This is a genomic window from Paenarthrobacter sp. RAF54_2 (assembly GCF_052113945.1).
Taxonomy (GTDB): domain Bacteria; phylum Actinomycetota; class Actinomycetes; order Actinomycetales; family Micrococcaceae; genus Arthrobacter.
In genome coordinates, this window is the sequence record NZ_JBFRDV010000010.1 from 130,010 (window position 1) to 156,995 (window position 26,986).

The 26,986-nt window shown below is 61.2% G+C and carries 30 protein-coding genes; 15 read left to right on the forward strand and 15 right to left on the reverse strand.

All coding sequences use genetic code 11. From position 1 onward, the window contains the following. Nucleotides 1-483: 483 nt before the first annotated feature. Complete coding sequence (locus AB4Y87_RS12305) at nucleotides 484-1,839, forward strand: glycosyl hydrolase family 28-related protein (protein ID WP_442004621.1); 1,356 nt, start codon at nucleotides 484-486, stop codon at nucleotides 1,837-1,839. Between the two features lie 96 nt (nucleotides 1,840-1,935). Here AB4Y87_RS12305 and AB4Y87_RS12310 read toward each other — a convergent pair whose 3' ends face one another. The 5 genes from AB4Y87_RS12310 to AB4Y87_RS12330 form a co-directional block, all read right to left on the reverse strand. Continuing rightward, the gene (locus tag AB4Y87_RS12310) at nucleotides 1,936-2,751 is read right to left on the reverse strand and encodes an alpha/beta fold hydrolase (RefSeq protein WP_442004622.1); all 816 of its coding nucleotides are present in this window, start codon (nucleotides 2,749-2,751) and stop codon (nucleotides 1,936-1,938) included. Between the two features lie 24 nt (nucleotides 2,752-2,775). Next, nucleotides 2,776-3,492 (reverse strand): cation transporter, encoded by a 717-nt coding sequence (locus tag AB4Y87_RS12315; protein WP_442004623.1) that lies wholly within the window; start codon nucleotides 3,490-3,492, stop codon nucleotides 2,776-2,778. Continuing rightward, complete coding sequence (locus tag AB4Y87_RS12320; protein WP_442004624.1) at nucleotides 3,489-3,815, reverse strand: ArsR/SmtB family transcription factor; 327 nt, start codon at nucleotides 3,813-3,815, stop codon at nucleotides 3,489-3,491. The genes AB4Y87_RS12315 and AB4Y87_RS12320 overlap by 4 nt, the downstream gene beginning before the upstream one ends. Before the next feature lie 284 nt (nucleotides 3,816-4,099). Next, a complete protein-coding gene (locus AB4Y87_RS12325) occupies nucleotides 4,100-5,548 on the reverse strand; it encodes an SLC13 family permease (RefSeq protein ID WP_442004625.1) in 1,449 nt (482 codons plus the stop codon). 30 nt (nucleotides 5,549-5,578) lie between these two features. After that, nucleotides 5,579-6,694, reverse strand: a complete 1,116-nt coding sequence (locus tag AB4Y87_RS12330) for a PrpF domain-containing protein (protein WP_442004626.1) — start codon at nucleotides 6,692-6,694, stop codon at nucleotides 5,579-5,581. Between the two features lie 240 nt (nucleotides 6,695-6,934). Here AB4Y87_RS12330 and AB4Y87_RS12335 point away from each other — a divergent pair, with 240 nt between their 5' ends. The 3 genes from AB4Y87_RS12335 to AB4Y87_RS12345 all read left to right on the forward strand — a co-directional run bounded on the left by AB4Y87_RS12335 (nucleotide 6,935) and on the right by AB4Y87_RS12345 (nucleotide 9,101). Continuing rightward, on the forward strand, nucleotides 6,935-7,873 hold the full coding sequence (locus AB4Y87_RS12335) for a LysR substrate-binding domain-containing protein (RefSeq protein ID WP_442004627.1): 939 nt from the start codon (nucleotides 6,935-6,937) through the stop codon (nucleotides 7,871-7,873). Between the two features lie 56 nt (nucleotides 7,874-7,929). After that, the gene (locus tag AB4Y87_RS12340; RefSeq protein ID WP_442004628.1) at nucleotides 7,930-8,718 is read left to right on the forward strand and encodes a phosphatase PAP2 family protein; all 789 of its coding nucleotides are present in this window, start codon (nucleotides 7,930-7,932) and stop codon (nucleotides 8,716-8,718) included. A 170-nt stretch (nucleotides 8,719-8,888) separates the two neighbouring features. Next, a complete protein-coding gene (locus tag AB4Y87_RS12345) occupies nucleotides 8,889-9,101 on the forward strand; it encodes a hypothetical protein (RefSeq protein ID WP_442004629.1) in 213 nt (70 codons plus the stop codon). 290 nt (nucleotides 9,102-9,391) lie between these two features. On the opposite strand, the gene AB4Y87_RS12350 is transcribed toward AB4Y87_RS12345, so the two are convergent. Both AB4Y87_RS12350 and AB4Y87_RS12355 read right to left on the reverse strand, forming a co-directional pair. After that, on the reverse strand, nucleotides 9,392-10,171 hold the full coding sequence (locus tag AB4Y87_RS12350; protein WP_442004630.1) for a permease prefix domain 1-containing protein: 780 nt from the start codon (nucleotides 10,169-10,171) through the stop codon (nucleotides 9,392-9,394). Then, the gene (locus AB4Y87_RS12355; protein ID WP_442004631.1) at nucleotides 10,168-10,491 is read right to left on the reverse strand and encodes a PadR family transcriptional regulator; all 324 of its coding nucleotides are present in this window, start codon (nucleotides 10,489-10,491) and stop codon (nucleotides 10,168-10,170) included. Before AB4Y87_RS12355 ends, AB4Y87_RS12350 begins: the two co-directional genes overlap by 4 nt. A 147-nt stretch (nucleotides 10,492-10,638) precedes the next feature. Here AB4Y87_RS12355 and AB4Y87_RS12360 point away from each other — a divergent pair, with 147 nt between their 5' ends. Continuing rightward, nucleotides 10,639-11,163, forward strand: a complete 525-nt coding sequence (locus AB4Y87_RS12360) for an RNA polymerase sigma factor (RefSeq protein ID WP_442004632.1) — start codon at nucleotides 10,639-10,641, stop codon at nucleotides 11,161-11,163. After that, nucleotides 11,160-12,356, forward strand: coding sequence for a LysM peptidoglycan-binding domain-containing protein (locus AB4Y87_RS12365; protein ID WP_442004633.1), 1,197 nt, complete (start codon nucleotides 11,160-11,162; stop codon nucleotides 12,354-12,356). The genes AB4Y87_RS12360 and AB4Y87_RS12365 overlap by 4 nt, the downstream gene beginning before the upstream one ends. Before the next feature lie 9 nt (nucleotides 12,357-12,365). On the opposite strand, the gene AB4Y87_RS12370 is transcribed toward AB4Y87_RS12365, so the two are convergent. Next, nucleotides 12,366-13,409, reverse strand: coding sequence for a LacI family DNA-binding transcriptional regulator (locus AB4Y87_RS12370; RefSeq protein ID WP_442004634.1), 1,044 nt, complete (start codon nucleotides 13,407-13,409; stop codon nucleotides 12,366-12,368). Nucleotides 13,410-13,696: 287 nt separating this feature from the next. On the opposite strand from AB4Y87_RS12370, the gene AB4Y87_RS12375 reads away from it, so the two are divergent. From AB4Y87_RS12375 to AB4Y87_RS12405, 7 genes are all read left to right on the forward strand, one after another. Next, the gene (locus AB4Y87_RS12375; RefSeq protein WP_442004654.1) at nucleotides 13,697-15,358 is read left to right on the forward strand and encodes a glycoside hydrolase family 13 protein; all 1,662 of its coding nucleotides are present in this window, start codon (nucleotides 13,697-13,699) and stop codon (nucleotides 15,356-15,358) included. A 62-nt stretch (nucleotides 15,359-15,420) separates the two neighbouring features. Then, nucleotides 15,421-16,704, forward strand: a complete 1,284-nt coding sequence (locus AB4Y87_RS12380) for an ABC transporter substrate-binding protein (protein ID WP_442004635.1) — start codon at nucleotides 15,421-15,423, stop codon at nucleotides 16,702-16,704. Between the two features lie 7 nt (nucleotides 16,705-16,711). Next, nucleotides 16,712-17,749: a carbohydrate ABC transporter permease gene (locus AB4Y87_RS12385; protein ID WP_442004636.1), complete on the forward strand. Its 1,038-nt coding sequence runs from the start codon at nucleotides 16,712-16,714 to the stop codon at nucleotides 17,747-17,749. Then, nucleotides 17,746-18,642: a carbohydrate ABC transporter permease gene (locus AB4Y87_RS12390; protein WP_442004637.1), complete on the forward strand. Its 897-nt coding sequence runs from the start codon at nucleotides 17,746-17,748 to the stop codon at nucleotides 18,640-18,642. Before AB4Y87_RS12385 ends, AB4Y87_RS12390 begins: the two co-directional genes overlap by 4 nt. 11 nt (nucleotides 18,643-18,653) lie before the next feature. Further along, nucleotides 18,654-18,908, forward strand: coding sequence for a hypothetical protein (locus AB4Y87_RS12395; RefSeq protein ID WP_442004638.1), 255 nt, complete (start codon nucleotides 18,654-18,656; stop codon nucleotides 18,906-18,908). Between the two features lie 128 nt (nucleotides 18,909-19,036). After that, the gene (locus AB4Y87_RS12400; protein WP_442004639.1) at nucleotides 19,037-19,753 is read left to right on the forward strand and encodes a hypothetical protein; all 717 of its coding nucleotides are present in this window, start codon (nucleotides 19,037-19,039) and stop codon (nucleotides 19,751-19,753) included. An 83-nt stretch (nucleotides 19,754-19,836) separates the two neighbouring features. Continuing rightward, complete coding sequence (locus tag AB4Y87_RS12405; protein WP_442004640.1) at nucleotides 19,837-20,280, forward strand: SRPBCC family protein; 444 nt, start codon at nucleotides 19,837-19,839, stop codon at nucleotides 20,278-20,280. A gap of 130 nt (nucleotides 20,281-20,410) precedes the next feature. Here the strand turns inward: AB4Y87_RS12405 and AB4Y87_RS12410 are convergent, their stop codons facing one another. The 3 genes from AB4Y87_RS12410 to AB4Y87_RS12420 all read right to left on the reverse strand — a co-directional run bounded on the left by AB4Y87_RS12410 (nucleotide 20,411) and on the right by AB4Y87_RS12420 (nucleotide 22,260). After that, nucleotides 20,411-21,115, reverse strand: a complete 705-nt coding sequence (locus AB4Y87_RS12410; RefSeq protein WP_442004641.1) for an RES family NAD+ phosphorylase — start codon at nucleotides 21,113-21,115, stop codon at nucleotides 20,411-20,413. Beyond that, complete coding sequence (locus AB4Y87_RS12415) at nucleotides 21,112-21,516, reverse strand: hypothetical protein (RefSeq protein WP_442004642.1); 405 nt, start codon at nucleotides 21,514-21,516, stop codon at nucleotides 21,112-21,114. Before AB4Y87_RS12415 ends, AB4Y87_RS12410 begins: the two co-directional genes overlap by 4 nt. A 141-nt stretch (nucleotides 21,517-21,657) precedes the next feature. Next, nucleotides 21,658-22,260 (reverse strand): TetR/AcrR family transcriptional regulator, encoded by a 603-nt coding sequence (locus AB4Y87_RS12420; protein WP_442004643.1) that lies wholly within the window; start codon nucleotides 22,258-22,260, stop codon nucleotides 21,658-21,660. A gap of 126 nt (nucleotides 22,261-22,386) precedes the next feature. Between AB4Y87_RS12420 and AB4Y87_RS12425 the strand changes: the two genes are divergently transcribed. Both AB4Y87_RS12425 and AB4Y87_RS12430 read left to right on the forward strand, forming a co-directional pair. Then, nucleotides 22,387-23,121 carry an SDR family NAD(P)-dependent oxidoreductase gene (locus AB4Y87_RS12425; RefSeq protein ID WP_442004644.1) on the forward strand — a complete coding sequence of 245 codons (735 nt, stop codon included), beginning with the start codon at nucleotides 22,387-22,389 and terminating at the stop codon, nucleotides 23,119-23,121. Nucleotides 23,122-23,155: 34 nt separating this feature from the next. Next, nucleotides 23,156-23,779 carry an NADPH-dependent F420 reductase gene (locus AB4Y87_RS12430; RefSeq protein WP_442004645.1) on the forward strand — a complete coding sequence of 208 codons (624 nt, stop codon included), beginning with the start codon at nucleotides 23,156-23,158 and terminating at the stop codon, nucleotides 23,777-23,779. Nucleotides 23,780-23,801: 22 nt separating this feature from the next. Here AB4Y87_RS12430 and AB4Y87_RS12435 read toward each other — a convergent pair whose 3' ends face one another. The 4 genes from AB4Y87_RS12435 to AB4Y87_RS12450 all read right to left on the reverse strand — a co-directional run. Continuing rightward, nucleotides 23,802-24,209, reverse strand: a complete 408-nt coding sequence (locus AB4Y87_RS12435) for an ester cyclase (protein ID WP_442004646.1) — start codon at nucleotides 24,207-24,209, stop codon at nucleotides 23,802-23,804. A gap of 88 nt (nucleotides 24,210-24,297) precedes the next feature. Further along, the gene (locus tag AB4Y87_RS12440; protein WP_442004647.1) at nucleotides 24,298-24,768 is read right to left on the reverse strand and encodes a MarR family winged helix-turn-helix transcriptional regulator; all 471 of its coding nucleotides are present in this window, start codon (nucleotides 24,766-24,768) and stop codon (nucleotides 24,298-24,300) included. An 84-nt stretch (nucleotides 24,769-24,852) separates the two neighbouring features. Next, complete coding sequence (locus AB4Y87_RS12445) at nucleotides 24,853-25,665, reverse strand: hypothetical protein (protein ID WP_442004648.1); 813 nt, start codon at nucleotides 25,663-25,665, stop codon at nucleotides 24,853-24,855. Nucleotides 25,666-25,963: 298 nt separating this feature from the next. Further along, on the reverse strand, nucleotides 25,964-26,986 hold a 1,023-nt coding region (locus AB4Y87_RS12450), incomplete at its 5' end, for a sensor histidine kinase (protein ID WP_442004649.1).

Below are 26,986 nucleotides of genomic sequence, written 5' to 3' on the forward strand. Positions count from 1 at the left end.
CGACCGGAAACTGCTACGCCTCGGGGCGAGCCTCACATGCGGACCATTTCATTGTTGGATCACCTGGCATGGCCAAGATCCAGAGCCTAACTCCACAATGCGCGGTACCACCTACCCCTCCGGCGCGACCCCAGAGCTCCACACGAGTAGGTGTCGTGAATAATCCGAGTAGCCAATGCAGGTAATACAAGTGTTCTCCGGCGCGGAGATGCAGGTACGGCAAGTAGTAAACGCGCATTGTGCACAACTAACTCGAGTACTCATTACTGTTGTTAAGGACCTACATTACACACTATTTTCGAATTGTGATGAGACACCATTTCAAGAATGAAAGTTCAAAGCTTGGCAGGGTTTCCGTTCACTAATTCTAGAGTTGGCGAGTAAGACCTTTCTTCCCGGTCCGCCAGGTTCATCGGCCGAGGCTTTTTCCAAGCCGCCGCCGAGATAACTACCTCACGGGAACCAGCGAATAGGGGTGTCTTCATGAGTAATGGCAAAGAGCATGTGGATCGCTCGGTGACAGAACGCACTACCGACATAGGGCGTAGGGGGATTTTTAAATTCGTCCCCTTGGCAACGGCCGTAGCCGCCAGCGAGGGTTTGTTGGTTCTGAACTCAGGCTCAGCTCATGCTGCCGGAATCGCGTCAACAGTGTCAGCCGCGACTGATCCTTCGGCCCAGTACGTACTGCGTACGAACGAACCGGTGAATGCGAGAGACTATGGTGCGGTTGGGGACGGCATCGCCGACGACTCGGTTGCCATTACCGCCGCACTTCGCGCTGCCGGAGGCAGATCTGTTGTGTTACCAGCAGGGACCTATTTGATTCCGTCTGCGACCCGACTCCAGATGTTCGCGAGTTACTCATCCCTGGTTGGCGATCCCTCCGGTTCGTCCGTGCTTAGGTTTACTCACCCAAGCGGGGGTATCGATGTGGGCAATGGAACGGATTTCATCTACCAGAACCTGATACAGAATCTAGTCATCGACGGGTTCAACATAGCCCAGACCCCTTTGCGACTCCGGAAGTCCGAAGAGATGGGCATGGTCAATGTCAGGGTTCATCAAGCCGTTGTTGCCGCAATCGAAACCACAGACACAAGCCTGTTTCATTCGACGCGTCTCCAACTCGCCCGTGCCCCAATCGGAATCAAGACTCTGGGTTACCTAGGCACTGCGGGACTGCACGACGGCAACTTTTATCTTTTGGACAGCATCGTTTCCGTGGAAGGTACGGGTGTCGCACACTTAGTAGTGAGCGGCGTGACTTACATTGAATTGGTCAAGGCAGGCGTCAGATTCAACCGGGTGGGAGGTCCTATCTCAATCGGTACAATACATTTTCGTGATTGTTATGTAACGAGCAGCCTGGCGGAGTTTTCACTATTCAAGGGCGTGGCGGCAACTGGCATAAATGCGGGCGCGTTGCTGGCGACGGATCTCAATGCGTACCTACCAAATGTGACGACACCACCATTCGTGGATTTCAGGGGTTTAAACAACTCCGGTTCGACGTTGCGAGCACGGCTCACCGGGGGAAACTTCACGCTTACGTCACTCGGATCCGGAAAACTCGTGGCCGTCCACAAATCGCAGAACTGGTTCCAGTTTTTCGTTACCCTAGCCAGCATCACGGGTGCTGCCACGAGTCAATTCGCCAACCTATATGTAACTGGAGGCGTGGCGCTCAGCCCGCTTCAACTAGTTGGCTCCGGTAGTCCAGAGAAACGCGAAATGGCGCCGGTCGGTTCGACCTACCAAAACTACGGAGGCGGCGCTGGAACAACGCTCTACGTCAAGCAGAGTGGAAACGGAAGCACTGGCTGGGTTGGTAAATGACGAGGGCGGTCATGAAACCCCAACAAAGTGGCGCTACTTGAAACGCTTACCTCCGTTGACGACTTATGAGCCRGACCAAGGCTCCGGGGCTGGTTTCTACTCCACAGTGCAACCTAGAAACGCCTCAACATCCTCAGCAACCCGTTCCGGGCACTCCCACAACACCAGGTGACCCGTCTTCTCGTAGATCTTCAACTGAGCTCCAGGGATACGGCTGGCGAGGGTTTTTTGATGGTGTCGCGGCACAATGTGGTCATGGGCGCCCCACAGGATGAGCGTGGGGGCTGAGATGGTTCCGGCTTCGGTTGGCGGGACAGCCTCGTAGTAGCCGCGCAAGGAAGCCTTCCAAACGGCCGCCGGCATGGCCAAACCGTCCCGCACCCTGTCCTCGATATATTCAGCGGGCACAGCGTGCAGCAGCCGGTACCACGATAAAGAATCCCGAACCCAGTCCTCCGAAATTGGATCAGCGAGCGCCTCCACCTCGTCCGCAAACGGTGGTTTCCCACGCAGGCTCAAGGGAGATCCCACCAGAACCAGTGATGCCACGAGTTCCGGATGCGTCACGGCAAGTTGTTGCGCCACGTATCCCCCGCTGGATGAACCCAATACGTGAGCCCGCGCTATGCCCAGGGCATCAAACATGGCGAGAACATCTTCCACAACCGCTGTGAGCGAGTACCCGTCTTCGGGCTTGTCAGCCCCACCATGGCCGCGCAGGTCCGGCGCCACCAGAGTGAGAGACGGCAACGAGGCAATCAGCCGCTCAAAACTCCGCCAGGATTCACCCCACGCATGCACCAAGACCAAGGGCGCGGCGTCGTCGTCGTTCGGTTCATCAAGGTGACCCTGCACAAAGCAGGGCACGTTGATCCCGGTGCGCAGAGCGATCGTCCTGACCTCGGACTCCATGCGGTCAGCGTACGCCGGCCTTGGCTACAGCACGACCGTCGTGGCTGAATCCGCTGCCGTCTGGCATTCCGCGCAGCATGTCGAGTGCTCGGAGGACTCATCACTGACGGACGCACCGGGCACGGTGCAACAAACGTCGCCACGCCACGCGTTGATTCCCTCGCGCACGGCGACGGCGGCAATCACCAGAGCTGCGCCGGCATCGGCCCACCACCAACCCAACGTGCTGTTCAGGACCAGACCCATGAGCAGCACAGCAGAGAGATACGTGCACAACAGGGTCTGTTTGGAGTCAGCTACGGCCGTCTTGGAACCGAGCTCATGTCCGGCTCGGCGCTGCGCCCATGACAAAACGGGCATGATCGCCAGGCTGAGGGCCGCGATCACGATGCCTGGCGTCGAGTGCTGGGCCTCTCCCCCACCGGTGAGGGACCTGATGGCCTCGAACGTGACGAAGGCGGCGAGGGCGAAGAAGGAAATCGCGATGATCCGCAGGGTTAAGTGCTCGCGCCGCTCGGGATCCTTGGCAGAGAACTGCCAGGACAACGCCACTGCGGAGGCAACCTCGATCACCGAGTCCAGCCCGAAACCAATCAAGGCCGACGAATCCGCTGCACCCCCAGCCCACAATGCCGCTGCCGCCTCGATCACGTTGTAGGTGATGGTGGCGGCAGCGAAAAGTCTGATCCGACGTGTCAGGACGGTTCTGCGTTCCGATGCTTCCCGCAGGTCCGTGCTCAAGCCAAGCACGTCCCATCAGGAGCACAGCAGTTGGGATCCACCTCTAAGACCACACCGATTAGGTCCTTGATGGCGTGACCCAAGCGAGCGTCAGCCAGTTCATAGCGGGTCCTTCGCCCGTCGGGAATCCCGACAACCAGGCCGCATCCGCGCAGGCAGGTCAGGTGGTTGGACATGCTCTGGCGCGAAACACCCAGGGAATCTGCAAGTTCTGAGGGGAAAGCCGGCGCATCAGCCAGGGCAAGGAGTACGCGTGCCCTGGTGGCGTCCGAGATCGCATAGCCGAACCGGGCCAGCACCGGGGCATGGGTGAGGGTTTCCATATAGTTAAAGTACAGTGGTCGCTGTATTCAGGCAATCGTGTACTGAATCTCCACGGGAAACGTCAAACCCGCGCCGTCCCACACGCGGCGGCGGCAGCTCCGCCGTCGTACGCTTTCCCGACACGACAGAGGCGGAGCCACCCTGGTAGGTGGCCCCGCCTCTGGTGCGTTGGGATTATCCAGTCCTGCCCCCGTCTGTCGGGTTACCTGTTGCGTTGGTATGCAGGGTGGGTCCCACCGCGTACCGACCTGGAATTGCCGGCAGTCATGTGAAAAGTTGCGGTTTAGAGGATGCCGGTCGGAACCAGGAGGGCCCAGGCCAAGGCGGGCGCCACAAGGACCACTCCACCGGCGTAGATCATCAACTGCTTGTAGACGCGCTGACGGTCTGATTCCTGGGCGTTGGCCACGATCAGTGCGCCGTCGGTGGAGAAGGGCGAAACGTCCACCACAGTTGCTGCGATAGCAAGGGCTGCAACCGTTCCTGATGCACTCAACGTGCTGGACGCCAGCAGCGGTCCGGCGAGCGGGATGAACGCGGTCAGCAGCGCTGTGGACGAGGCAAATGCTGAGCCGACGCCGATGACGTAGCAGAGAACCAAAGCGATCAGCAGCGGTGCGCCGAGCGCCAAAGCCATCTCTGCAAGGGTGTCGATAACGCCCACATGCTGAAGCAGGGAGACGTACGTGATCATGCCGGCCACCAGGAGGACGGTGGACCAGGAAACGCCGCCGATGAAGGTCCGGTGTTCCTTGATGTTGACCAGCGCCAGCAGCAGGCCAGCGGAAAGGGCAACAAAGCCAATCGGCATCCGGAAGCCCAAGGTGCAGACGAGCATTACACCGATCAGCAGGAGCGTCAGGATCTGCTGGCCATGAGGCCGCGTGGTGCGGGGAGTTTCGAGATCCACGTTCTGGACCCCTGCGCCATCCTTCAGCTTTCCGAAGACGGCGAACAAAGCCAGGGAGAGCGCCGAGAGAAGCAGGTTGATGGCGAAGCTCGCGGCGAAGAGTCCGCCCTGGGAAATGGGGAAGCCGTTATCGTGGGCGATGTTGTGGACCAGGACGCCGGCAACCGACAGTGGCGAGAACCCACCGGCGTGTGCGCCATTGATGACGAAGGCACCCATGAGGACGGGGTGGATGCGCGACTCGTAAGCGAACCCCATGGCGGCAGGCGCCAGAAGTGCGACGGCGGCAGGCGAGAAAGTGCCCAGCGAGGTCAGTGCAGCAGCAATAAGGAAGAAGACCCACGGCAGCAGCATCGTCTTACCCCTGACGAGGCGGACGCAATTCTGCACGATGATATCGATGGTTCCATTGCGGTTCGCCATGCTGAAGAAGTACGTCACGCCGATGATCGTCAGGACGATGCTGGCCGGGAACTCCTCCAGGATCTCCTTATCGGACATTCCCAGCATGAAATACCCGACGCCGAACGAGGCTACCAGCCCCATCACACCGATGTTCAGGGGCCACTTGGTAGCGACAACGAACATGAGGACGAGGATGACCAAGGGAATGATCTGGGTCGCGGTCAGGGTCTGCTCCGTTCCCGAGGTGGCCGCCGGGTTGAAAATGGCGCCTCCGAACATCAGAGCGGCCAGACCCAGGACAGCAATCACGGCTGCTGTTATCAGCAGGATACGGCGGCTGCGGTTCGGACGTTTGGAATCAGCCTCCTGAACATCATCCACTGATGTGGAGGCGGCTTGGTAATCGGTCTTAGTCATGATCTTTACTCCTCGTTGAGTGGGCTGATGTCACTGAGCGGCTGATGCGAAGGAAGGCTCGACGGCGCTGCCGAGGAGTTCCGGGAGATGCAGGGTGGTGCTGGCGATGGTGCGTGCCGTCCGGTCCACCCCGACCAACAGGGACCCGTCGCGTTCTTCGCTCCAGGTCTCGATCACGCCCGCAGGAGTCCGAAGCCGCAGGATGGATCGCGGTTCACTGCCCGTGATGTTGTTGAGGACAGTTCCTGGGGTACTTGCTGCAAGCGTCAGGGCGATGCTTCCGGTAATTGCCAGGGCCGGGTGGGGCTTGCCCATGGAGAGCATCATGACGTTGACGTCGGCAGTGTCGTCTGCTCCGGGGGCTCCGACTATTGCGAGCTTGGGAATAGCGCGGGCAGCGTCCTTGACTGTTGGGGCCAGGCCCATCCGGACTGCGGCCTGCCGCCGGATTTGGTCCAGGGTGTCCAACTGCAGTTTCACTCCCGCCTGCCAGCTCTCGAAGCGGGCAGTGTCCAGGCCCAGCTCCTCAGCCTTGACGATCACAACTGGAGCTCCGGCGTCGACCATTGAAACTGTCCAGCGCGTGCCGCCGGCACTTATCGTGTCCGTTGCTTCACCGGTGGGCAGCAACTTCCCGGTCGTCTTGCCGGCTGGATCCTTGAAGCCCAGGCCCACCCGGTATCCGGGAAATACGACGCCGGGCATCTGGGCGTCCGGGACGATCGGCAAAGCGCCCGCTGGGGTGGCAACGCGCTGGATGATGATCTGGCCGGTGTTGGTGTTGCGCGTGACGATCCGGGTGTTGTCGCCGCTGGGCGTCACCCAGCCCTTCTCGATCGCGTACAGCCCAACAACCGCGGAGCAGTTTCCGCAGTTACTCCCCCAGTCCACTGCCGCTTCCTCGATGCCGACCTGGGCGAAAGTGAACTCGACGTCGACATCCGGGTCTGCGGGACGGCGCAGAATCATGGCCTTGCTGGTGGTGGACGTTGATCCTCCGACGCCGTCAATCTGGCGGTGGTCCGGGCTTCCGAAAAGCCGGGGCAGCAAAGAGTCCAGGTCCTTGTGGGTTCCGTCCAGGTGTTCACCTTCGAAGACCCAACACTTGCTGGTGCCTCCACGCATCCATTCAGCTTCAATCTTCATGGCAATCCGTCCATCTCCTCGTGCCGCTCTGGGTTTCAGGGGCCTATTAGAAGAATGATGCGGATCACAAATGAAGACAATGTTGGATATTTGATGGGGTGTGTAGAGATGCTTCATTCATTGAGCTTCAGGACGCTTCTGGCTGTCTGCCTTCTGTTTATGGGTTGCCTTCTGCGCAAAAGCTAGGGGAAATCACGCAGGATTGCATAGAATGAACCAAAACCAGAGGAGAGTTAACTGATGCTTAATGATCACGGTCAGGAATTATTCGACATTCGGCGCTTGGCTCTGCTGGTTGAGGTGGTGGAGCAGGGATCCATCACTGCTGCGGCCGATCTGATGCTCTACACGCCATCGGCGGTTTCCCAACAATTACGGAAGCTGGAACAGGAAGTAGGGCAGCCGCTTCTTACCCGCCGCTCGCGTGGAGTGGTGCCGACAGAAGCCGGCCAGGTGCTTGCCGGGCACGCCCGCAAGATGGTGGGACAGATGCGCGCCGCCCGGAACGACCTCGACCAGATCGCCGGCCTCCGCCGCGGCTCCCTGACGGTGGGCACGTTTCCCACCCTCGCCGGATCGTTCTTGCCGCTTGTGATCCGCGCCTTCAAGAAGCGATACCCGGCCATCAGCCTGTCAGTCCGAAGCGCGCGCTTTGAGGAACTGGTCTCGGACCTCGAATCCGGAGAGACCGGCCTCTGCCTGCTCTGGGACTACCCTTGGCATCGCTTCCATGACGACGCCATCCGGATAACCGAAGTTTTCCAGGAAAGCACAGTCATCCTCGTGGCCAAAGGACACCACCTCGCCGACCTCGATGAAGTAAAGATGGAGGATCTGAAAAAGGAATCCTGGATTGTACGCGCGGATGCGCATCCCGTGGTGGAAGTGCTCCGGCGCTCGGCCAACGAGGCCGGATTCGAGCCGACCATCGGATTCCTGGCCAACGACTACCAGGAAGCACAGGCCATGGTCAGCGTCGGAATGGGCGTCGCAATGGTGCCCAAAACCGCCGTCGCACTCCAACACCCGGATGTCCGTGTGCTGAGCCTCGGCGCTGCTGCACCACTGCGCCGGGTTCTCCTTGCCCAACGTCAGGACAAGGTCTACGCCCCGGCCGAGGTCGCGTTCCATACAACACTGTTGGAAATCGCCCGCGAGCATGTTGGGGATTACCTCTAGGGCCGTCACTGGATCCCAGACCATCCCCTGCACCGCTGGAACGGATATCCTTTGTTATGCCCATCCCGGACACACCGCCGTCGAACTTCCCCGAAGAACCTGGAGACATGTCCGGGGTCCTTCACGACAAGCTCACTATCCCGGAACGGCACGTTGCACCGCGGAGCCAGAAGGTCCTCTACGTCATCGCGGTGATCCTCGCGGTGGTCGGCGTCGGATCCTTCTTCCTCATCCTCGCCGAAGTAAAGCAAAAAATTGATCTGGCCACAGTGGATGAGAGGGTCAGCACGTGGTTCGTGAGCCAACGCTCACCGACGGCGACGACGATCATGGGTGTCCTTGCCACCATTTTTGGCCCTATCGTGATGCCGATCATCGTCGCGGCCGTGACCGGGATCTGGATACTCAGGGCGCGAAAGCTCTGGCGACCGCTCTTGCTTGCCGGGGCCATGCTGACCGGCGTGATCCTCGCCCAAGTCATTACGCGCTTGGTCGAACGGCCAAGACCGCCCATGGATCTCATGATGCTCGGCGCTGACAGCACCTACTCTTTTCCGTCGGGCCACGTACTCGGCGCCTCCGACTTCCTCCTCGTGGGGGCGTTCCTCGTCTTTTCGCGCCGCCACAGGATAGGTGCTGTCATTGCCGGCTTCAGTGCCGCCGCCGCAGGGATCGCCACCCAAGCCGTCAGCAGGCTCTACCTCGGCTACCACTGGCTCACGGATGTCCTCGCCTCCGTCTCTTTGTCACTCATAGTGCTGGCCGCAGTGATTGCCTTGGACACCTGGCGCACCACCAAGGCACTGCCCGGGCCTGAAGAGATGGCTGAGAAAAAGCGCGGCTGACGCATGACCTCAGTTCCCCCATCTCGGCGGGTCAACTTCAGAACACGTTCTGAATGAGAGTTGGTACATGAGCGCAGCAACTCGATCACGAAAGACCGGGCAGATGTTTTTGCAGCAGCCGCAGACCACCCCGTCCGGGTAACCGCCGTGACGGCGAGGCTCTCGTTCTTATGTCCGAGAGCGCCGATGCGGCACGCATTTCACTGCTGGAACTGGCAGCCCAGCTGGTTGCAGTCTCAACAAGCACGGAGGGAACGCTTGCCGCCCGCATGAGCGATCGCTTCCCGTGGATGCTTGCCCTGAGTCCAGCTGACCGCGAGGTTGCGCCGATGATGTCCTGGCTGCAGCCAGAGCGTCCTTCGCTACCAATCAGCCTCATCTAGCCATTGCAGAATTGACCTCATGGCGTGAGACTGCCACGGCGATCGCAGCCGGCCTCGGCAAGGAACCTTTGGAGTGGCTCGACGACTCGGAAGCCGTCGAGCGTCCTTAGCACATGGCGAGGAGGGAAAAGACCGAAAAAGTTCAACTACCCTCTTCGCGGCGAACTGGGTCTTGTGCAGCGTGGTGGGCTACCCACGAACGGTAGCAGCACAAGCCCAAGAGTTGAGTGATGTCCCCCGGACACTTTCCGCACTCTGGGCGAGATAGGACCCACCGTCGTCGCGCGGTGTTATGAACTGGGTTTCATTCGCATCTTGCGCAGGGCGGCTACCGCGAACACGGCGGCGAGTGGCAGGGCGACGACGACGGCGCTCAGCCACGCGCCTGTGCCCTGCCAGCCTTGGACGGCGGCGTTGAGGGCTTGGACGCCGGTCGCCGCGGCGGCGAACAGGAAGGCCGCGGCCGCGAGTGACGGCGCGAGGCCTGCCGGGAGTACGGCTTCGCGGGGCAGAAGTCGCCATACGAGCACGAGGACAAGGCCCAGCACCCCGAGGACTACGCGGTATTCGACGACCTCGCCCCAGTGATGCTCGGCGGCGGCCTGGGCGCAGTCGAGTCCGGGGTAAGGGGCCTGCAGGACCGCACATCTGGCGGCCGTGTAGGCGACACCGGGCAGGTCGCCGGCTACGAAGCCCGCACCCCAGATCCGGCCGAACAGCTCCGATATGGCGCCGCTGACCCCGACGGCGATTGCGCCAACGGCCGCGAGGCCAACCACGGGGCGCAGGAACGCGCGCAAAGGCAGCCGGGCGACGTCGTGAAGTGACGGGCGCAGGACCGGCGTCACAGTGCTGACCGGGCCGAAGCGGTGGACAGCTTCGCGCTCGGCGTCCTCCGGGCTCATGCCCTGCCCGCGGAGCCGGGCGGCGCATTCGCGCAAATGCGCCTCGGTCTCGGCGAGGAGCCGGCGCCCAGCGGCGGGATCACCGTCCCGCGCTGCGATGAAGAGCTCGTCGAGGTAAGCGTCGATGGCCCCGCCTTCAGTCCCGGCGCCGTTCTCCGCGCTCACGACGCCGCTCCAAGAACACCGCGGACCGCCGCGGAGAAGCCTTTCCATTCCTCCACCCTGCGGGCCAGCTCGGCGTGCCCGGCCTCGGTGAGCGCATAGACGCGCCGGCGACCGCCGGGGTCATCCGCCCAGCGGCTCGCGACGCACCTCGCCGCCTCGAGCTTGTGCAGCGCGGGATAGACCGAGCCCTCCTGGAGCTCGATCCGCGCGCCGCTGCGCTCGTGAATGCGTGCGATCAGCGCGTAGCCGTGTGCCTCGCCTGCACCGAGCGAGCTGAGCAGAAGAAGGTCAAGCTGTCCGTTCACTGAACTACGTCCCATACCTAGGGAGTCTAGGTATGGGACGTAGTGCTGGCAAGAGCACCCGCATTCCTGTCGAGGTCAGCATTGCGTTCTATCAGTTTTAGGTGTTTCAAACTTTTCCAAGATTCTCGTTACAGTTTGTTGGCTGCCGGACATTAACAGGGCATGAGCTTGCAAACGATGGGGGAACGTGTGGATCTGGAGAGGGAACAACGGTTCCTGGCCGCTCACACGGCGTCCCACGACCGTATCTACCGCTATTTCCGACGTCGGACGGACGGCGCCGCCACTGCGGAAGATCTGTGCGCCGAGGTTTTCAGGATTGTCTGGGAGAAGTCAGGACACGGCGATGACCTCTCGGCGGTCGTACTTTTCGGGGTAGCCAAGAACGTCCTCCGAAACCATGACAGGTCCGTTTCCCGCTCTGCTGGACTCATTGGAGCTTTGCGGTTGGAGCGCACTGATGGAACACCTGCTGAGGGATCCGCCGTCCTGGATGCAATCGAGCTGCTTGCCCCGAAGGAGCGGGAGGTCTTACTGCTGACGTACTGGGACGGACTCACCGCCGTCGAACTATCCCAACTCCTCAATATCTCGGCAACTGCCGTGCGGATGCGCCTGCACCGGGCTCGGAAAGAACTGGGCCGGATACTTCAAATGGAAACAGTGTCAGAAGGAGCACCGGAATGAGTCACGACAACTCTGCTTTCGACCTACTCTCGGCCGCCGATCCTGCACTCACAATCACCGACGAGGAACTGAACCGCAGTCGCCAGCGGTCGTTGTCGTTCGTCAATTCAGAGGCCACTCATATCGCGATCGGCGGATCCATCCATGACTTCCACCGGATGCCTGCCAAACGTCACTGGGGGCGCTTCGCAGTCGCCGGGCTTGCCGCAGCAGCAGTCGCAGTGAGTGTACTGGTCGGTTCGACCCTGGCTTCGCGTCCGGACAACACCGCGGCGGTCCCGACCGCGGAAGCAGTCACCCCGACGGCGACACCGACCGGTTCTGGAACATCTTCCCTGTCGGGGCCCACTATTACCGATTCCTTTGGCAACGTCGATTACTACACCACAGTCCCCGGTGACACGACAGCGGCAGTGGCTGCATACTTCCACATCACCGAGAAGAAACTCGCTGAATTCAATGGGATTCAGCCAGGCAGCGAACTGGCACCCAACACCACGCTACGACTAATCCCTGCTCCAAGTCCGATGAACGGGGCGAAAGGGACGGCTACCGTGGATGCGAACGGAATACCCACTAGTTACACAATCGAGCCCGGTGACACCCTTGGTGGGATCACCTACCGGTTCGGAATCACTCAGGAGCAACTGGCCGAAGCCAACAAGGTCCCGTTCGTGTACGAGAAGGGCAACACCTACTTTATCCGTGCCGGGAGGCACATCCAGCTGCAGAAAAACTCCATCGACAGCAGATCCGGTAGTGGAACGACTCTCAACAATTCATCCGGCCAGACAATCTTCTACACCACGGTCGACGGCGACTCCTTCGACAGCCTCGGCTACAAATTTCGATGCACCACGGAGCAGCTGCTGCAATACAACCCGTCCTTGGCAGCGGACCGCCCAATCCCCACGGGGACCAAAGTGAGACTCATAGCCGGAGAGCTGAAGATTGACGGCGCCCAGGGAACCTTCACCGCGGATGGCGATGGGATCCCACAGACCTACACGACTGCCCCGGGGGACACCGAACGCCAGATCTCCTTCCGTTTCGGAATGCCTGATCTGGAATGGGCGAACCGCCCGCTCACCGGCACCGACCGTGTCTGGTACGCCTTCTCAGACCTGCCCTCCGGAGAGTTGGCCCCAGACCAGACAATCAGCCTCAACCTGACCAAGCCCATCCACAAATGACCCCGCAAGCTAAGCCGGCGAAGCCTTCTCATTAGCAGAAGGGGGGCAAGTTGAGCGTCGAACAACCAGGTTTGCCGGGCAGACGATTTGCTGGTCCGTTGACTCGCCTTTGATCAGGCTTAGCGAGAGACGGCCGGCGAGTACGCCTTGCTCAAACGGTGTTTGATGGACGGTTGTGAGGTCCATCGTTTCTGCCATCGGGTGGTCGTCGATCCCGATGATTGACATATCCTGGGGGACGCGAAGGCCAGATCGCCGCAGGCTTTGGAGAGCGCCGTAGGCAACTTCGTCAGAAAAGGCAAATACTGCGGTGGGCAGGCGAGACAGGGTCAGAATTTTGTCCATGCCCTGGGAGCCGCCATCAAGGCCCCATGGAACGGAAACTACGAGTTCCTCATGAGCGTCAATACCTGCCGCGGCGAGTGCACTCCGGTATCCTCGCTCGCGGCCAACGTCGGCGGAGTACTGTTTGCCTTCCGGGTCAACACTGCTGATCATCGCGATCCGCCGATGTCCCAGCCCCAGCAGATGATTGACGGCGTGTCGCGCCGCCAACTCCTCATCGATCCCGACCGAAGGACGCCCAGGCGTAATGCTTCCCGCCACAATGGCGTGAACCCCCATTGCGTCAAGACGCTCCCACTCCTCCTCTGTGATGGGGAAGGCAATATTGATGATGGCATCCACTTTTCGACGCGCGGGGAGTTCCTCGAAAAACCGGCGCCTGTCTTCGGAGCTATCGAGAGGGTAGAGGAGCACATCGATACCGGCGGCCGTTAGTTCTGCAGCTACGCCGGCGATGACAGCCGAATAGAACCACTCGTTGATCATGGGAGTGATAAGCCCAACGCGTCCGGTTCGCCCGCCGGCGAGTTTCGAGGCTTCGGGTGAGACGACGTAGCCAAGTTGTTCGGACAATTGCTGGATCTTGAGGCGGGTGCGTTCGGACACGCCTTTGCCCCCTGCCAGGGCGCGCGAGACTGCGCTCACCGAAACGCCCGCCTCCCGGGCTACGTCCACCATGTTCACTGAATGTCGATCCCCATTGGCCATTCTTCAATAGTACTGGATTGAACGCATACGTTTGCGTAAATTTGCTCAAAAAGGAAGCGTTTTCACTTGAACGTGAAGGCCAGCAACTCCTGATCCCAGAAATTAACGCTTGACCCTGCCGATCTGAGCACCTATCTTTAACTCAAACGTTTGCGTAAGAGACTCAAGTCACAGCTGACGAGTCGCGTCGACGAACCGCTTCGACCAATCCCGCCCGTCGAAAACCGGCAATGATGCCCGGAAAGCAGAACAGGAAGCACCCTCTCTTGAGCACCAAAACCCCAACCATGCATGCCGACGTCGAGGAAGTGTCGGGTGCAGACTGGTGGCGGCAAGCCGCCGTGTACCAGATCTATCCGCGGAGCTTCTCTGATTCCAACGGCGACGGCCTTGGCGACGTCAAAGGCATTACGGCCAAGGTCCCATATTTGAAGTCACTCGGGATTGACGCCGTTTGGTTGAGCCCCTTCTACCCGTCGGCTCTCGCAGACGGCGGCTATGACGTGGACGATTACCGCGACGTGGACCCCAGGCTGGGCAGCTTGGCGGACTTCGATGAGATGACCGTTGCGCTCCACGCCGCGGGCATCAAGCTGATCGTGGACATCGTGCCCAACCACTCCTCTGACCGGCATGAGTGGTTCAAGGAGGCCCTCGCCGGATCCAGGGGCTCCGCCGCCCGGAACCGCTACATCTTCCGTGAAGGCAAGGGCGCGGAGGGCGAGTTGCCGCCGTCGGACTGGGAATCCCTTTTCGGCGGCCCGGCCTGGGAGCGCATTACCGAACCGGACGGCACTGCCGGGCAGTGGTACATGCATCTGTTCGCCAAGGAGCAGCCGGACTTCAACTGGGACAACCCGGAGGTGCGCGAGGACTTCCTCAGGACCTTGCGTTTCTGGGCCGATCGCGGCGTTGACGGTTTCCGCATCGATGTGGCGCACGCCTTGGCCAAGGATCTGACGGAACCGCTGTTGGCAAAGGCTGAACTGGCGGCCGAGAACGAGACCGTGGACGGTACGCACCCGTTCTGGGACCGGGACGAAGTTCAGGAGATCTATGCAGAATGGCGGGCCCTGTTCAACGAGTACACCCCGCCGCGCACCGCCGTCGCCGAAGCCTGGGTGCATGCAGACCGACGCGGCCGCTATGCCAGCCCAGAGGGCCTGGGACAGGCATTCAACTTCGATCTCCTGCAGGCGGCCTTCGACGCCGGACAGTTCAGGGAGATCATCACCCGCAACCTGACCGAATCCGAGATCACCGGCGCGCCCTCCACCTGGGTGTTTTCCAACCACGACGTCGTCCGGCATGCCACCCGTTATGGGCTGCCCAAGGGTCCAGGGCGCAACGGCCCCGCCCAGGCGTGGCTGATGTCCGGCGGCAACGAACCTGCCCTGGACCGTGAACTGGGCCTGCGACGGGCCAGGGCCGCATCCCTGCTGATGCTTGCCCTGCCAGGATCCGCGTACCTGTACCAGGGCGAGGAGCTGGGCCTGCATGAAGTCGTCGAAATATCCGACGCCGACCGTCAGGATCCGACTTTCTTCCGCAACCCGGGCGTCGACGTCGGCCGTGACGGCTGCCGCGTCCCGCTGCCCTGGACCACCGAAGGCATCGCATTCGGATTCGGTAAAGCCACGGCGCACCTGCCGCAGCCGGAATGGTTCAGCGCCTACGCCGTGGCAACCCAGCAGGACAACCCCGGATCCACGCTTGCCCTTTACCGTGAGGCCTTGCGGCTCCGGGGCAGCCTTCAGACCGAGGAACAGCTCAAATGGATCAACCACCGAAATGATGCAGTGCTGCACTTCATCCGACCCAACGGCTGGCAGTCCATAACGAACTTCGGCGTCCAGCCCGTCGCCTTGCCGGCCGGCACCGTCGTCGTCAGCAGCGGTCCCCTTATGGATCGAAAGCTTCCCGCGGACACCACCGCGTGGATCATCTGAACCCGTTCACACCCCTCGACCCACCGGCGTCCCTGCCGGGGTTCACTTACGAAGGAGTAATCATGAAAGTAAAGCTGTCCGCCACGGCGGCACTAATAATGGCAGGCGCCCTGGCGCTCTCCGCCTGCGGCGGCAACGCCAACGGCGGGACCACAGCCGGTGGCGGCGACGCCGCAAACAGTTTGGACGGCCGCGGGCCCATCACTTACGTCCAGGGCAAGGACAACAACAACGTCGTCCGCCCCCTGATCGAAAAGTGGAACGCCGCACACCCGAACGAGAAGGTCACGTTCAAGGAGCAGACGGACCAGGCCGACCAGCAGCACGACGACCTGGTCCAGCACTTCCAGGCCAAAGATGCCGGGTATGACGTCATGACCGTCGACCTCGTCTGGACCGCGGAATTCGCTGCCAAGGGGTGGCTGCAGCCGCTCAAGGACAAGATGGCGATCGACACCGCCGGAATGCTCCCTTCCACGGTCAACGGGGCTTCCTATAAGGGAACGCTGTACGCAGCACCGGAATCTTCCGACGGCGGCATCCTGTACTACCGCAAGGACCTGGTCCCCACGCCGCCCAAGACCTGGGACGAAATGATGAGTATGTGCTCCATCGCCAAGGCCAACAACATCGGCTGCTACGCCGGTCAGTTCAGCAAGTACGAGGGCCTGACCGTCAACGCGTCTGAGGCCATCAACTCCGCGGGCGGTTCTGTGCTGGACAAAGATGGCAAGCCCAGCCTGAACACCCCCGAGGCCAAAGCCGGACTTGAGAACCTCGTCAAGGCCTACGCAGATGGCAACATCCCCACGGAAGCCATCACCTTCCAGGAGGAACAGGGACGCCAGGCCTTCCAAGACGGCAAGCTCCTGTTCCACCGCAACTGGCCCTACCTCTACAACCTGGCCACCACCGAAGGCTCCTCCAAGGTCGCGGACAAGCTCGGCATGACGGCACTACCGGGCAAAGACGGTCCCGGCGCATCCTCGCTTGGCGGTCACAATGTTGGAGTAAGCGTCTACTCCAAGAACAAGGCCACCGCTGCTGACTTCCTGAAGTTCATCACCTCGGAGGAATCCCAGAGGTTCTTCGCCACTCAAGGTTCCCTCGCCCCCGTACTCACCAAGCTGTACGAGGACAAGGAACTTGTGGCAAAACTGCCGTACCTGCCGGTCCTGAAGACTTCCATCGAGAACGCCGTTCCCCGCCCAGTAACCCCCTTCTATCCTGCCGTGACCAAGGCCATCCAGGAGAACGCCTACGCAGCCATCAAGGGCGAGAAGCCCGTGGACACTGCCCTGTCAGACATGCAGAAGTCCATCGAATCCGCCTCTGCGGGATCGTAGTTCTGCCATGACAACCCAATTAGGTCCGACGCCGGTCAAGTCACCGGCGTCGGGCGGTACCCCCAGCCATCGCGGCTCCAAGAGCGTAGGTGAGGACAACAAGATCCTCAGTCAAGGCAAGTGGGCTTCCTGGCTCCTGGCCCCCACCGTCATCGCCTTGGGCATCGTCATCGTTTACCCGATCATCAGCGCCATTGTCATGTCCCTCCAGAAGGACGCCGGACTCGATCCTGCCACTGGACTCTTCGCCGCGGGCGGCCCGGCAGGCCTCCTGAACTACGTCAACTGGATCGCCCAGCAATGTTCAGCCCCGGGCGGCGGAACCGCGGCCTGTCCGGCGGGAACCCTCGGCGGCCAGTTCTGGTCAGCCACTGCAACAACCTTCTTCTTCACCGTTGTCACCGTGGCCCTGGAAACCGTACTGGGCTTCTGGATGGCCATGATCATGGCCCGCACCTTCAAGGGCCGGAGCTTGGTCCGCGCCGCCGTGCTCGTGCCGTGGGCCATCCCCACTGCCGTCACGGCCAAGCTGTGGTTCTTCATCTTCGCCTTCGAAGGCATCGCCAACAAGCTGTTCAACACCACCATCCTGTGGACCGGTAGTGAATGGCCGGCAAAATGGGCGATTATCATCGCCGACGTGTGGAAGACGACGCCGTTCATGGCGCTGCTGATCCTCGCCGGCCTGCAAATGATCCCGGCCGAGGTTTATGAGGCTGCCAAGGTGGACGGTGCCACTGCATGGCAGCGATTCCGGATGATCACACTCCCGCTGGTGAAGCCGGCGCTTATGGTAGCCATCCTGTTCCGCACGCTGGACGCACTGCGTATGTTCGACCTCCCGTACATCCTGACCGGCGGCGCGAACAACACCACCACACTGTCCATCCTGGTGATCAACCAGATCAGGCAAGGGTTCAACTCGGCGGCAGCGCTATCGACCATCACGTTCATCATCATCTTCATCGTCGCCTTCATCTTCGTCCGCTTCCTGGGCGCGAATGTCGTCGAACAAAGCGGCGCGACCGGGAAGGGGAAGAAATGAGCACTCTGACAGCCACAACTGCCCTGAGAGCAGAACAGGACAGGGGCCGCAAGATGGCCCAGAACCGTGAGAAGTGGGCCCAGGGGCGCACCTACATCAGCGCCGCAGTCATCCTTATCTGGTGTCTGGCGCCCGCGTACTGGATGGTGGTCACGGCCTTCCGCGATGTCGGCTTCACCTACGACACCTCGATCCTTCCCACCCACGTCACGTTGGATAACTTCAACACTGCCTTCGATACTTCCTTCGGCAACCGGTTCGGTCAGGCACTGCTGAACAGTGTGTTTATCGGCGTGGTCGTCACGGCTGTCTCGTTGCTGATTGGTGTATTCGCCGCCTACGCACTGGCGCGGCTGAACTTCCGATTCAAGTACCTCGTGCTGGGCTTCATACTGGGAGCCTCCATGTTCCCGGGCGTTGCCCTGATCACCCCGCTCTTCCAGCTTTTTACCAACATTGGCTGGATGGGCACGTACCAGGCGCTGATCATCCCGAACATCTCGTTCGTGCTGCCGCTGACCGTCTACACCATGACCTCCTTCTTCCGCGAAATGCCTTGGGAGCTGGAGGAATCGGCCCGGGTGGATGGCTGCACGCAGGGCCAGGCGTTCCGCAAAGTGATCATGCCTCTCGCGGCGCCGGCGATCTTCACCACGGCAATCCTGGCGTTCATCTCCTCCTGGAATGAATTCCTGATCGCCAGCCAGCTATCCAGCGACGCAACCCAGCCGGTCACGGTGGCCATCGCGAACTTCGCCGGAGCGCAGCCGAACCAGATTCCCTACACCGCCATCATGGCTGCCGGAACCATCGTCACGATTCCGCTGGTGATCCTGGTCCTGGTCTTCCAGCGCAAGATCGTAGCCGGCCTCACCGCGGGCGCAGTCAAGTGACAGGTACGGAAGTGAATGCGAACCAGAACGATGGAAGGGTCCGCCGTGAACACCGGCGGACCCGCTCCGGGGAGGACTTCGACATCATCATCGGCTTACTCGGGTTCTGGGCCGTCGTCCTGCTGGTCGTCACCGTCTGGATGGAGGTGACCGCCCAGCCGGCCCTCGGCTGGGCATTGGGCCTGCTCGGCGTGCTCCTGGCCCTCTACGGCATGGTGCGGCTTCGCCGGCGTCTGCCCGCAAGGACCGCCACCCGGCGGAACTAGGAACCTGCACGGCAGAAGGTGTCGGTGTTGAGGACCCGGACTGTGCGGGGCCGCCTCGGAGCGGTGGCAGCATGAGCCGAACACTCACGCCCCTTCCTGCTGCTGGTGCACTGCCGTAAAGTCGGGCCATGAATGCTTCGGCTTCTGATCCGGATCCAGTCCTCGATCCCACCGCCGGGTTCCGACGCCGCAGCGCCGCGATCGCCTTGCCGGTTGCCTTCGTCTGTCAGCTAGTCTGCAATTCGCTCTACGCCGGCGCATCAACCTCGACCGGCCTCAGCGACACGGGCAGCTCCGCCGGTGGCCTCGAGCTCGCCGCTGCGGCTCCCGGTGCCTTGCTGGCAGCCATCATGTTCGCTCTGGTCGGATCACTGCTGGCAGTGCTCGGGCTTCCCGCTGCGCTGCGACTGCTTCGTCCGGCCCGTCCGCGACTGTCCTTGTGGGCTGTGGCGCTCATGGTTTCCGGCTACATCAGCTACTTCGGTATCAGCTTCGCCAACCTGGACAGGATCGCCCTGGCCACGAGCGGCGTGGATGCGGCCGCCGCCCTGGATGCGTCACCCGCCGGGACGTGGGGCCAGCCGTTCTACCTGCTCTTCGCCATCGGCAATATTATTGGCACGCTACTGCTCGGCCTCGCGGTGACCCTGGCCGGCCGCGCCGTCGGGGTGCCGTGGTGGGCTGGCGCGCTCATCATCTGCTGGACCATCGGCCACGTCACCAACATCGTCGTCGGCAACGAGTGGTTCGCCGTGGCCGGTGGCGCGCTTGAGATCGTCGGGCTCACATTCGTTTCCGCGGCGGTGTGGCGGTCGACGAACGCGGACTGGGTGGCGCGCGGCTGACCCATGGTCTCCCCTCTCATTGATCCAAACTTGACGGGTCGAATTCGCTTGGACTGAGAGACGATGGAGGAGAAGGAGGAGCCATGTCAGCACTCACGCACACCATAGAAATCGACCGTCCGCCAGATGAGGTTTTTGCGTATGCGAGCGACCCCCTGCGCTTCCCGGAGTGGCAGGCTGACGTCCTGGAGGTGCACTTCGAGGGCGACGGCGGCAGGGAGGTCGGGTCGCGGTTCACCACCACCCGGCGGATTGGACCCAACGAGCGAACGATGACCCAGGAGATCACGGAGGTTCAGCCGCCCCATCGGTTTGCCGCACACGGCGTCGAGGGCCCGATCCGCCCTCACGCGAGCATCGACGTCGAGCCGCTCGACGACGGCGCGAGGTCGCGTGTGACGTTCGAGCTCGATTTCGAAGGGCACGGCTTCGGCAAGGCGCTCGTGCCCGCCGTACGTCAGCTCGCCTCGCGGGGTGCCCCAGCGAGCCACAGGCGGCTTAAGGAGCGGCTCGAGGCGCCCGAATAAAACCGACGCTCGTGGCCAACAACCGCCGCGGCGGAAGGCCCCGGAACCACGGCTTATTTCACGGTGGTGACTTCACTGACCCGCCTTCGCACTCCTGCATTCACCCGATGGGAAGCCTGTAGTGGCGAAATTAGTCAATCCACCGCAGATTAAAGAGTTCGAAGACCTCCTCAATAGCGGGGTCTTCGGGTGACAAGTGGTGCATTTCGATGCCGCTTATCTGAGGGCTGACACCTGTGAGTTCGTCCGGTCGCTCGTAGATTGCCCAGAGGGAAATGTCGTCACCCAAGCGGGAATTGAAGCGGATGCCATGAAAATACCCGGTGCTCCAGATGTAATTGGAGACTGCCTGGGTGATGGGCCTTGCCCTTTTGTCCTTCAGGGTCGCCGCATCAAAGTCCTCATACTCTTTAGCTTTCGCCATGGACATGAATCTCGGTCGTAGCCCGGCAATGGTGGCCATGGCAGTTATGTTGCAGAACTGCCCGGTCAGTGTCGCTGACGATGCGATGCGTGGCTCCAGCCAGGAATATGCAATGAATCCGGCGGCGCAGGTGGGATACATTTCTGCGTCGTGCAGATCCTCCTCGATGTCTTCCATCTCGGCCGCCGTTTCCACGGACGGTCGCAGACTCGCCAACACCTCCGCCAAACAAGCCTGCAATGTTCCGCCAGCATAGATGGTTCTGAACTCTCCGTCGGGGTCATCCCACCGGCCCTGGAACCGCCCGTCCTCCGCCCGGCTCCAGTCCACCCACGCCCATGGATACGGGCGGAATCCGACTCGCCAGACAGTGCAATCCGTGGATTCCCCCTGAAGCGATGCGGCACTCACGCGGCGGAAGAGGAAGCGAAGGCCCTTGCTGCTGCCAGCACTTTAGGTCCGGATTCGTCCGGATCCTCGTCACGTAGAACCTTTGCGGGAGACAGGTCGTCGAGTAGCGGGTTCATCCCCTGGAACCAGGCCTGAACGACCGCGGCCGAATCGGCCTCGCGAAGTGTGCCTGCAATCTGGTAGGCGGCCCGCAGCCTGTTCTCAACCGAAGCGGACGGCTTTCTCTGATCGTTTGCGTCAGCCCACTGCCTCACCGCTCGTGTTTCCTTGACCGACCCCAAATAGGCAACCAGTCGCGCACCCAGGAGATCCCGAAGGGCCTGAACCAGCTCGGGGACTTCCATGTTCATCGCATCAAAGTGGGCTCGTAGACCGATGCGTGGTCCGAAGGGGCTGCTCATGGCCTCATCTTCGCCTATTGCATTAGGTATGGCAAGACATGACAGGTCAAAACACGTGAAGATCACAACTCGAATCACACGCGTATGACAGTAATTGGGCTTAGGGAGCTATGGAATGCCACCGATGGTTGTCCGAGTCCGTTAGATTCCCGTTGAGGTGGTAACGGCGGCTGCCATTGCCTTGGGGAGGGCGTTGTCTACCAGGACGGCTGCGATGGCGGCAGCGGTGGCGAAGGTATCGGTGTTGAGGACCCGGCTGCGGGCTGAGGCGCCGTCCAGGAGCAGCGCCAGTTGCTCGCCGAGCTCTTCGGGGTTGCTGGCGCCGGCCTCGCGGGCGGTATCGATGAGCCGGGCGGCAAAGTCTTTTTTGTAATCGCGGGCGTAGGTGCGCGCCGGGTGGCCGGGGTCGGGGATTTCCACGGCCGCAGCGATGAATGGGCACAGGGGCGCATGGATGTCGAAGATGGCGAGGAGCCGCTCGCGGGCTGTGAGGTCGGTGCGGTCGAAGACCTCGGGCAGGATATCGGGATCGAACTGGCGGAGGCACTCGGCGATCAGATCGTCCTTGCCGGGGAAGTGCTGGTAAAGCGTTCGCTTGGACACCTCAGCCACAGAGCAGACCTGGTCCATCCCGGTGCAGTTGATGCCCTGGTCGCGAAACAGCTGTTGTGACGCACTGAGGATGCGCTCCCGAGCACCTCTACCGCGGCGCAGACCCCGAGGCCCCTTCTCCAAATCCGTCATGAAACCAGCTTATCTCAAAAATGGTACGGATCGGTGTACTTAACTTGCGCATGGCTCGAGGTCGTGGATACGTTAAGCAAACAGGTCGGTGTACTTAGCATCGGCACGAATATGAACGGAGCACTCATGGGAAAGCTTGATGGCAAGGTCGCAGTGATCACCGGTGGATCCACCGGCATGGCGCTGGCAGGCGCAAAACTGTTCGTCGAGGAAGGAGCGCACGTCTTCATCCAGGCCCGGCGGCAGGAAGCGTTGGATGACGCCGTCGAGTTGATCGGCCGTAATGTCACCGCCGTCCAAGGTGACGCGGCCGACTTGGACGACCTGGACCGCTTGTACGAAACCGTCAAGCGCGAGAAGGGTTCGATCGACGTGCTGTGGGCCAGCGCCGGAATGGGCGAACCCGCCGCCCTCGGCGAGATCACCGAAGAACAGTTCCACCGCGCCTTCTCGCTCAACGCGCGCGGCACCCTCTTCACCGTGCAGAAGGCACTGCCGCTGATCAACGACAACGGCTCGATCTTCATGACTGGCTCCAACGCCTCCCTCGGCGCCTTCCCCGGCTGGAGCCTCTATGCGGGAAGCAAAGCCGTCCAGCAAGCTTGGGCCCGCGTCTGGCTCAACGAACTGCGCGACCGCAAGATTCGCGTCAACGTCCTGACCCCCGGCCAAGTCGCCACAGCCAAGCAGGCAGAACTTTTCGACGACGCAACCAAGGCCGCCTTCGAGTCCCTGATCCCCCGCGGAACGATGGGCCGTCCCGAAGAAATCGCCTCAGTTGCCCTGTTCCTCGCCTCCGACGACTCCAGTTACGTCAACGGCCTGGAACTGGTGGCAGACGGCGGCACCACCGCACTCTGAAGCACACCTTGAAAACAAGAAAAGAGCACAACTCATGAGCAGCATCACCATTATCGGTACCGGAAACATGGCCCGCACCATCGGCACGCTCGCGGTGGCGGGCGGCAATACCGTGGAGGTCATGGGACGCGATCAGTCCAAGTCCGATCACCTGGCGAAGGTTTTGGGCGGGGGTTCGACGGCGGGTACGTGGGGTACCGCACCTGCCGGGGACATCGTCATCACGGCCTTGTTGTACGACGGTGTCGTTCCGGTCGTCGCCGAGTACGGAGACGCCCTGGCGGACAAGGTCATCGTGGACATCAGCAATCCCTTCAACCCCACGTTCGACGGGCTGGCCCACAAGGAGGAGACGTCGATCGCGTACGAAGTCGCCAAAATTGCCCCTGCCAGGTCCAGTGTGGTGAAGGCATTCAACACCATTTTCCGCAATGTCCTGGAGAAGGGCCGGCCCGACGTCTTCATCGCGGGCGACAATTCGCAGGCCAAGGCGGACGTTGCGGCGTTCATCAAGAGCCTCGGCCTGCGCGCTCGGGACGTCGGCGGCCTGAAGATGGCGCACTGGCTCGAAGGAATGGGCCTGGTCACGGTGGGCCTCGCTGGCAACGGAGTGGGTCACTGGGACTTCGCCCTCGGCGCCAACGAATTCACCGGCTGAACCACCTGGGGCTGTACGGGAGTTAGTCCTGTCGGATTTGCATCATCAGCCCAAAGAGGTCCGGGAGACCGTGCTCTTCACTGATTTGACCGTTTGTGAATCGATAGATGTTCATTGCCTGCGTTTGGATTGGTTTGCCTGTTGCAGGTACGCCGAGGAAGTCCCCTTGGTGTGTGCCACGAAGGATGAATCGTGCGGCAACCGTGTTTCCTTCAATGATGGTTTCCTCCAGTGACCACTGGACGTCGGGAAACGCCTGTCGCATTATTCCGATGATTTCGAGGTAGCCCCTGGGACCCTGCACTGGCTCTGGCAGAAAGGGCACATGGAATGTTGCCGACGGCGAGATGATCTCGTCACCAATCTTGTCGTCGGCTGAATTGATGAATTCAACGAATCGGTCCATGCGTCCGCGGAGCTCTTCGGTCATTTTGCTGCTTCCTTCACGTCTCTATTGGCTACGGCACACACCGCTGGTTGCGGGTATTACTTGATGAACTCGGGGTCCCGCAAGCGGGTCAGCTCGCTCGCTCGGCAGCCGCCGTCGACCGATTGGCATTTCGCAGCCGGCCCAGCAGTTCCACGAGATCATGCGTGGTTTGCTCGGTAAGCACGGGATGCAGCCGTAGATCCAGCTCGGCCTCAACAGTCTTCCTGGCCCGTTCCAGCAGCGTGCGACCGTCCACCGTTAGCTCGATGAGGGAGGATCTGCGATCGTCCGGGTTGTTTCTCCGACGGCAATGTCCGGCCTTTTCAATCCGGTCAATGAGCTTGCTCGTACCTCCGACGGTAATCGCAAGAGCCGAGGCCACATCGAAAACCCGGCACGTACCCAGGCGATCGACGACGGCCATCGGTTCAAATCTGCTCATTGGAAGGCCATGCTCTTTGCGCAATCTGCTGTCGAGCGCGTCCCAGAGCTCAGTTTCCAATCGGGTCAGTTCGCTGAAGAGAGGGTATAGAAACCCAGTTTCGATGCCCTTGTTCATGAAGAGACTCTAACACTTTGCTTCCATGGAATATAGTTCTACGGAAACAAGCATTGGAGGTCGCTAGCGGTTGCAGGGCGGAATTTACAGCTTCGCCCAGCCTCCGCAGCCTTCGGTGATGAACCTCTGGCCCGGAACCAGTTTCACCATGGGGAATCCACTCGTCACAGCTCCCTCGGAGCTGTCGATGCTGCCTGGGCGCGTGATTTGCCAGGAGCAGGCCCGCGTGACTTCTTTCGTGGTTCGGTACGTTCCCGGGGCGATATCCTTCCCAACAATCCACGTCCCGTCTTGGATGATCCCGTCTTGGATGGTGTTCGGAGCTTGCGGAGCAGCTCCTGGACCAGCGGCAACCGCCGAATCACGAACCGCTTCAGCCACGGCAGCAACGCCGCCCAGGAAAAGCGAGACGGCCCCCACGACGGCGATCACTATCGCAGCCTGTTTGCTGGGTAACGCAGCCCAGGAGGGCCTCTTGAAAATGAGCGAATAAATACCCGTCAGCAACGCCGCCATGCCGATGAAGATCAGGATTGATTCGCCGTTCCCCGTCACTGCGTTGGCGAGAGCAAGTACGGCAAGCAATGCGCCGACCATCCAAAAGGACGGACCGAAGCGCTTCTTGGAACCGCTGGACCAATTTTCCCGCGGAGGGTTCTGCGGGAAGGGTGGGGGTCCGAAGCCCGGTTGTTGGAAGGGCTGCTGCTGGTAGTAGGGCTGGTACTGAAAAGGCGGCTGCTGGTAATGGTGTGGCACCGGAGCAGCAGCGGGTGCGGCAAACGGATGCGACGATCCGTACGGAGGCGAGCCCGGCGGCGCGAAGGGCTGTAGCTGTTGTAGCGGCACCGGTGGCACATCCCGCTGGCCGTAAGCCGGACCATCCGTGTCATTTGTCATCAATTCCCCCAATGAAAGTAACCGGCATGACGCGTTCCTCAGCAGCTGGCGCAACTACGCCTCAGACTACGACACCGAGTCGTAAAATGAGGGGGCACGAAGCAATCACGGTTTGCGTGGTTGAACGTGCTTGAGAACGGAGAGCGCCATGCTCAAGATGCTCATGTGCAAACTGAACTTGAATCACGCCTGGCACGTGGAATCAGCAGAGGATGGCAGCGGCCGTTACAGGCGTTGCACGCGGTGCGGTAAATACGACCGCGACTGGGACGGTAGCGGCTTTATGCACTGAACGGGCCTATGCCTTCATGTTCTCCTGGGATGGCGTGGCCGGAAGCGACAAAGTAAAAGTGCTGCCCCTTCCGGGTGTACTGGTGCACGTGATGCTGCCGCCGTGCCGTTCCACGATGGACTTTGTAATGGACAGTCCGAGGCCCACCCCTGGAATGGCGGCCTGCCGGGCAGCACCTGTCCGGAAGAAGCGCGTGAAAATCTTGGACGTCTCCTCTGTGGTCATACCCATGCCGGTATCTTGAACTTCCAGCTGGATCCACCCGTCGTTCCGGGCGGCCCTCACGGTGACCCGTCCACCACCCGGGGAGTACTTGATGGCATTGGACACGAGGTTATCCAGGGCCTGCCCCAACCTCAACGGATCAGCATCTGCCCACAGCGGCGAGGGTACATCGGCCACAAGGCCCACATTGGCAAAATCCGCCTGCGCGTGGGCTGAAACCAGGCTGTTTTCAACCAGGCCCGCGACGTCTGTACGCCGAAGGTGGATGCTCTCCACTGCGGCGGCTGACATGAGCAGATCGTCCACCAGAACGCGGAGCCGCTCCGCATTGCGCTCGGCGACTTCCAAGCGGGTCCTCGCTCTATCCGAGAGCTCTTCATCGCCCCGGAGCACCAAGTCCAAGTTGCCAAGGATCGAGGTCAGCGGGGACCCGAATTCGTGCGAGACGTTGGCAACCAGTTCATCCTTGGCCGCGAGGGCCTGGACGACGTCGGTCACGTCACGAAACACAATGACAGCTCCGCCAAAACCTTCGTCCACGCCATACTTCATACTCCGTGCGGCGGTAGAAATGGCCCGCTGTTCTGCTCCCGTACCGAACCACACCAGGTAATCCGAATACGTCTCCCCCTGGGCTGCCCGTTGAGTGGGGCTTTTTTCGGGCGGAAGCGGTGTCAGCCGATCCTGGCCAAAGATCAGGAGCTCGTCCCGTGTGGGAGCTGCTCCAGACCGGGATGGAGTCGCCACGCGATGGAATTCTTTTTGTTGGTTGTTGGTCAAAAGCGTCTCGCCCTTGGAATCGAC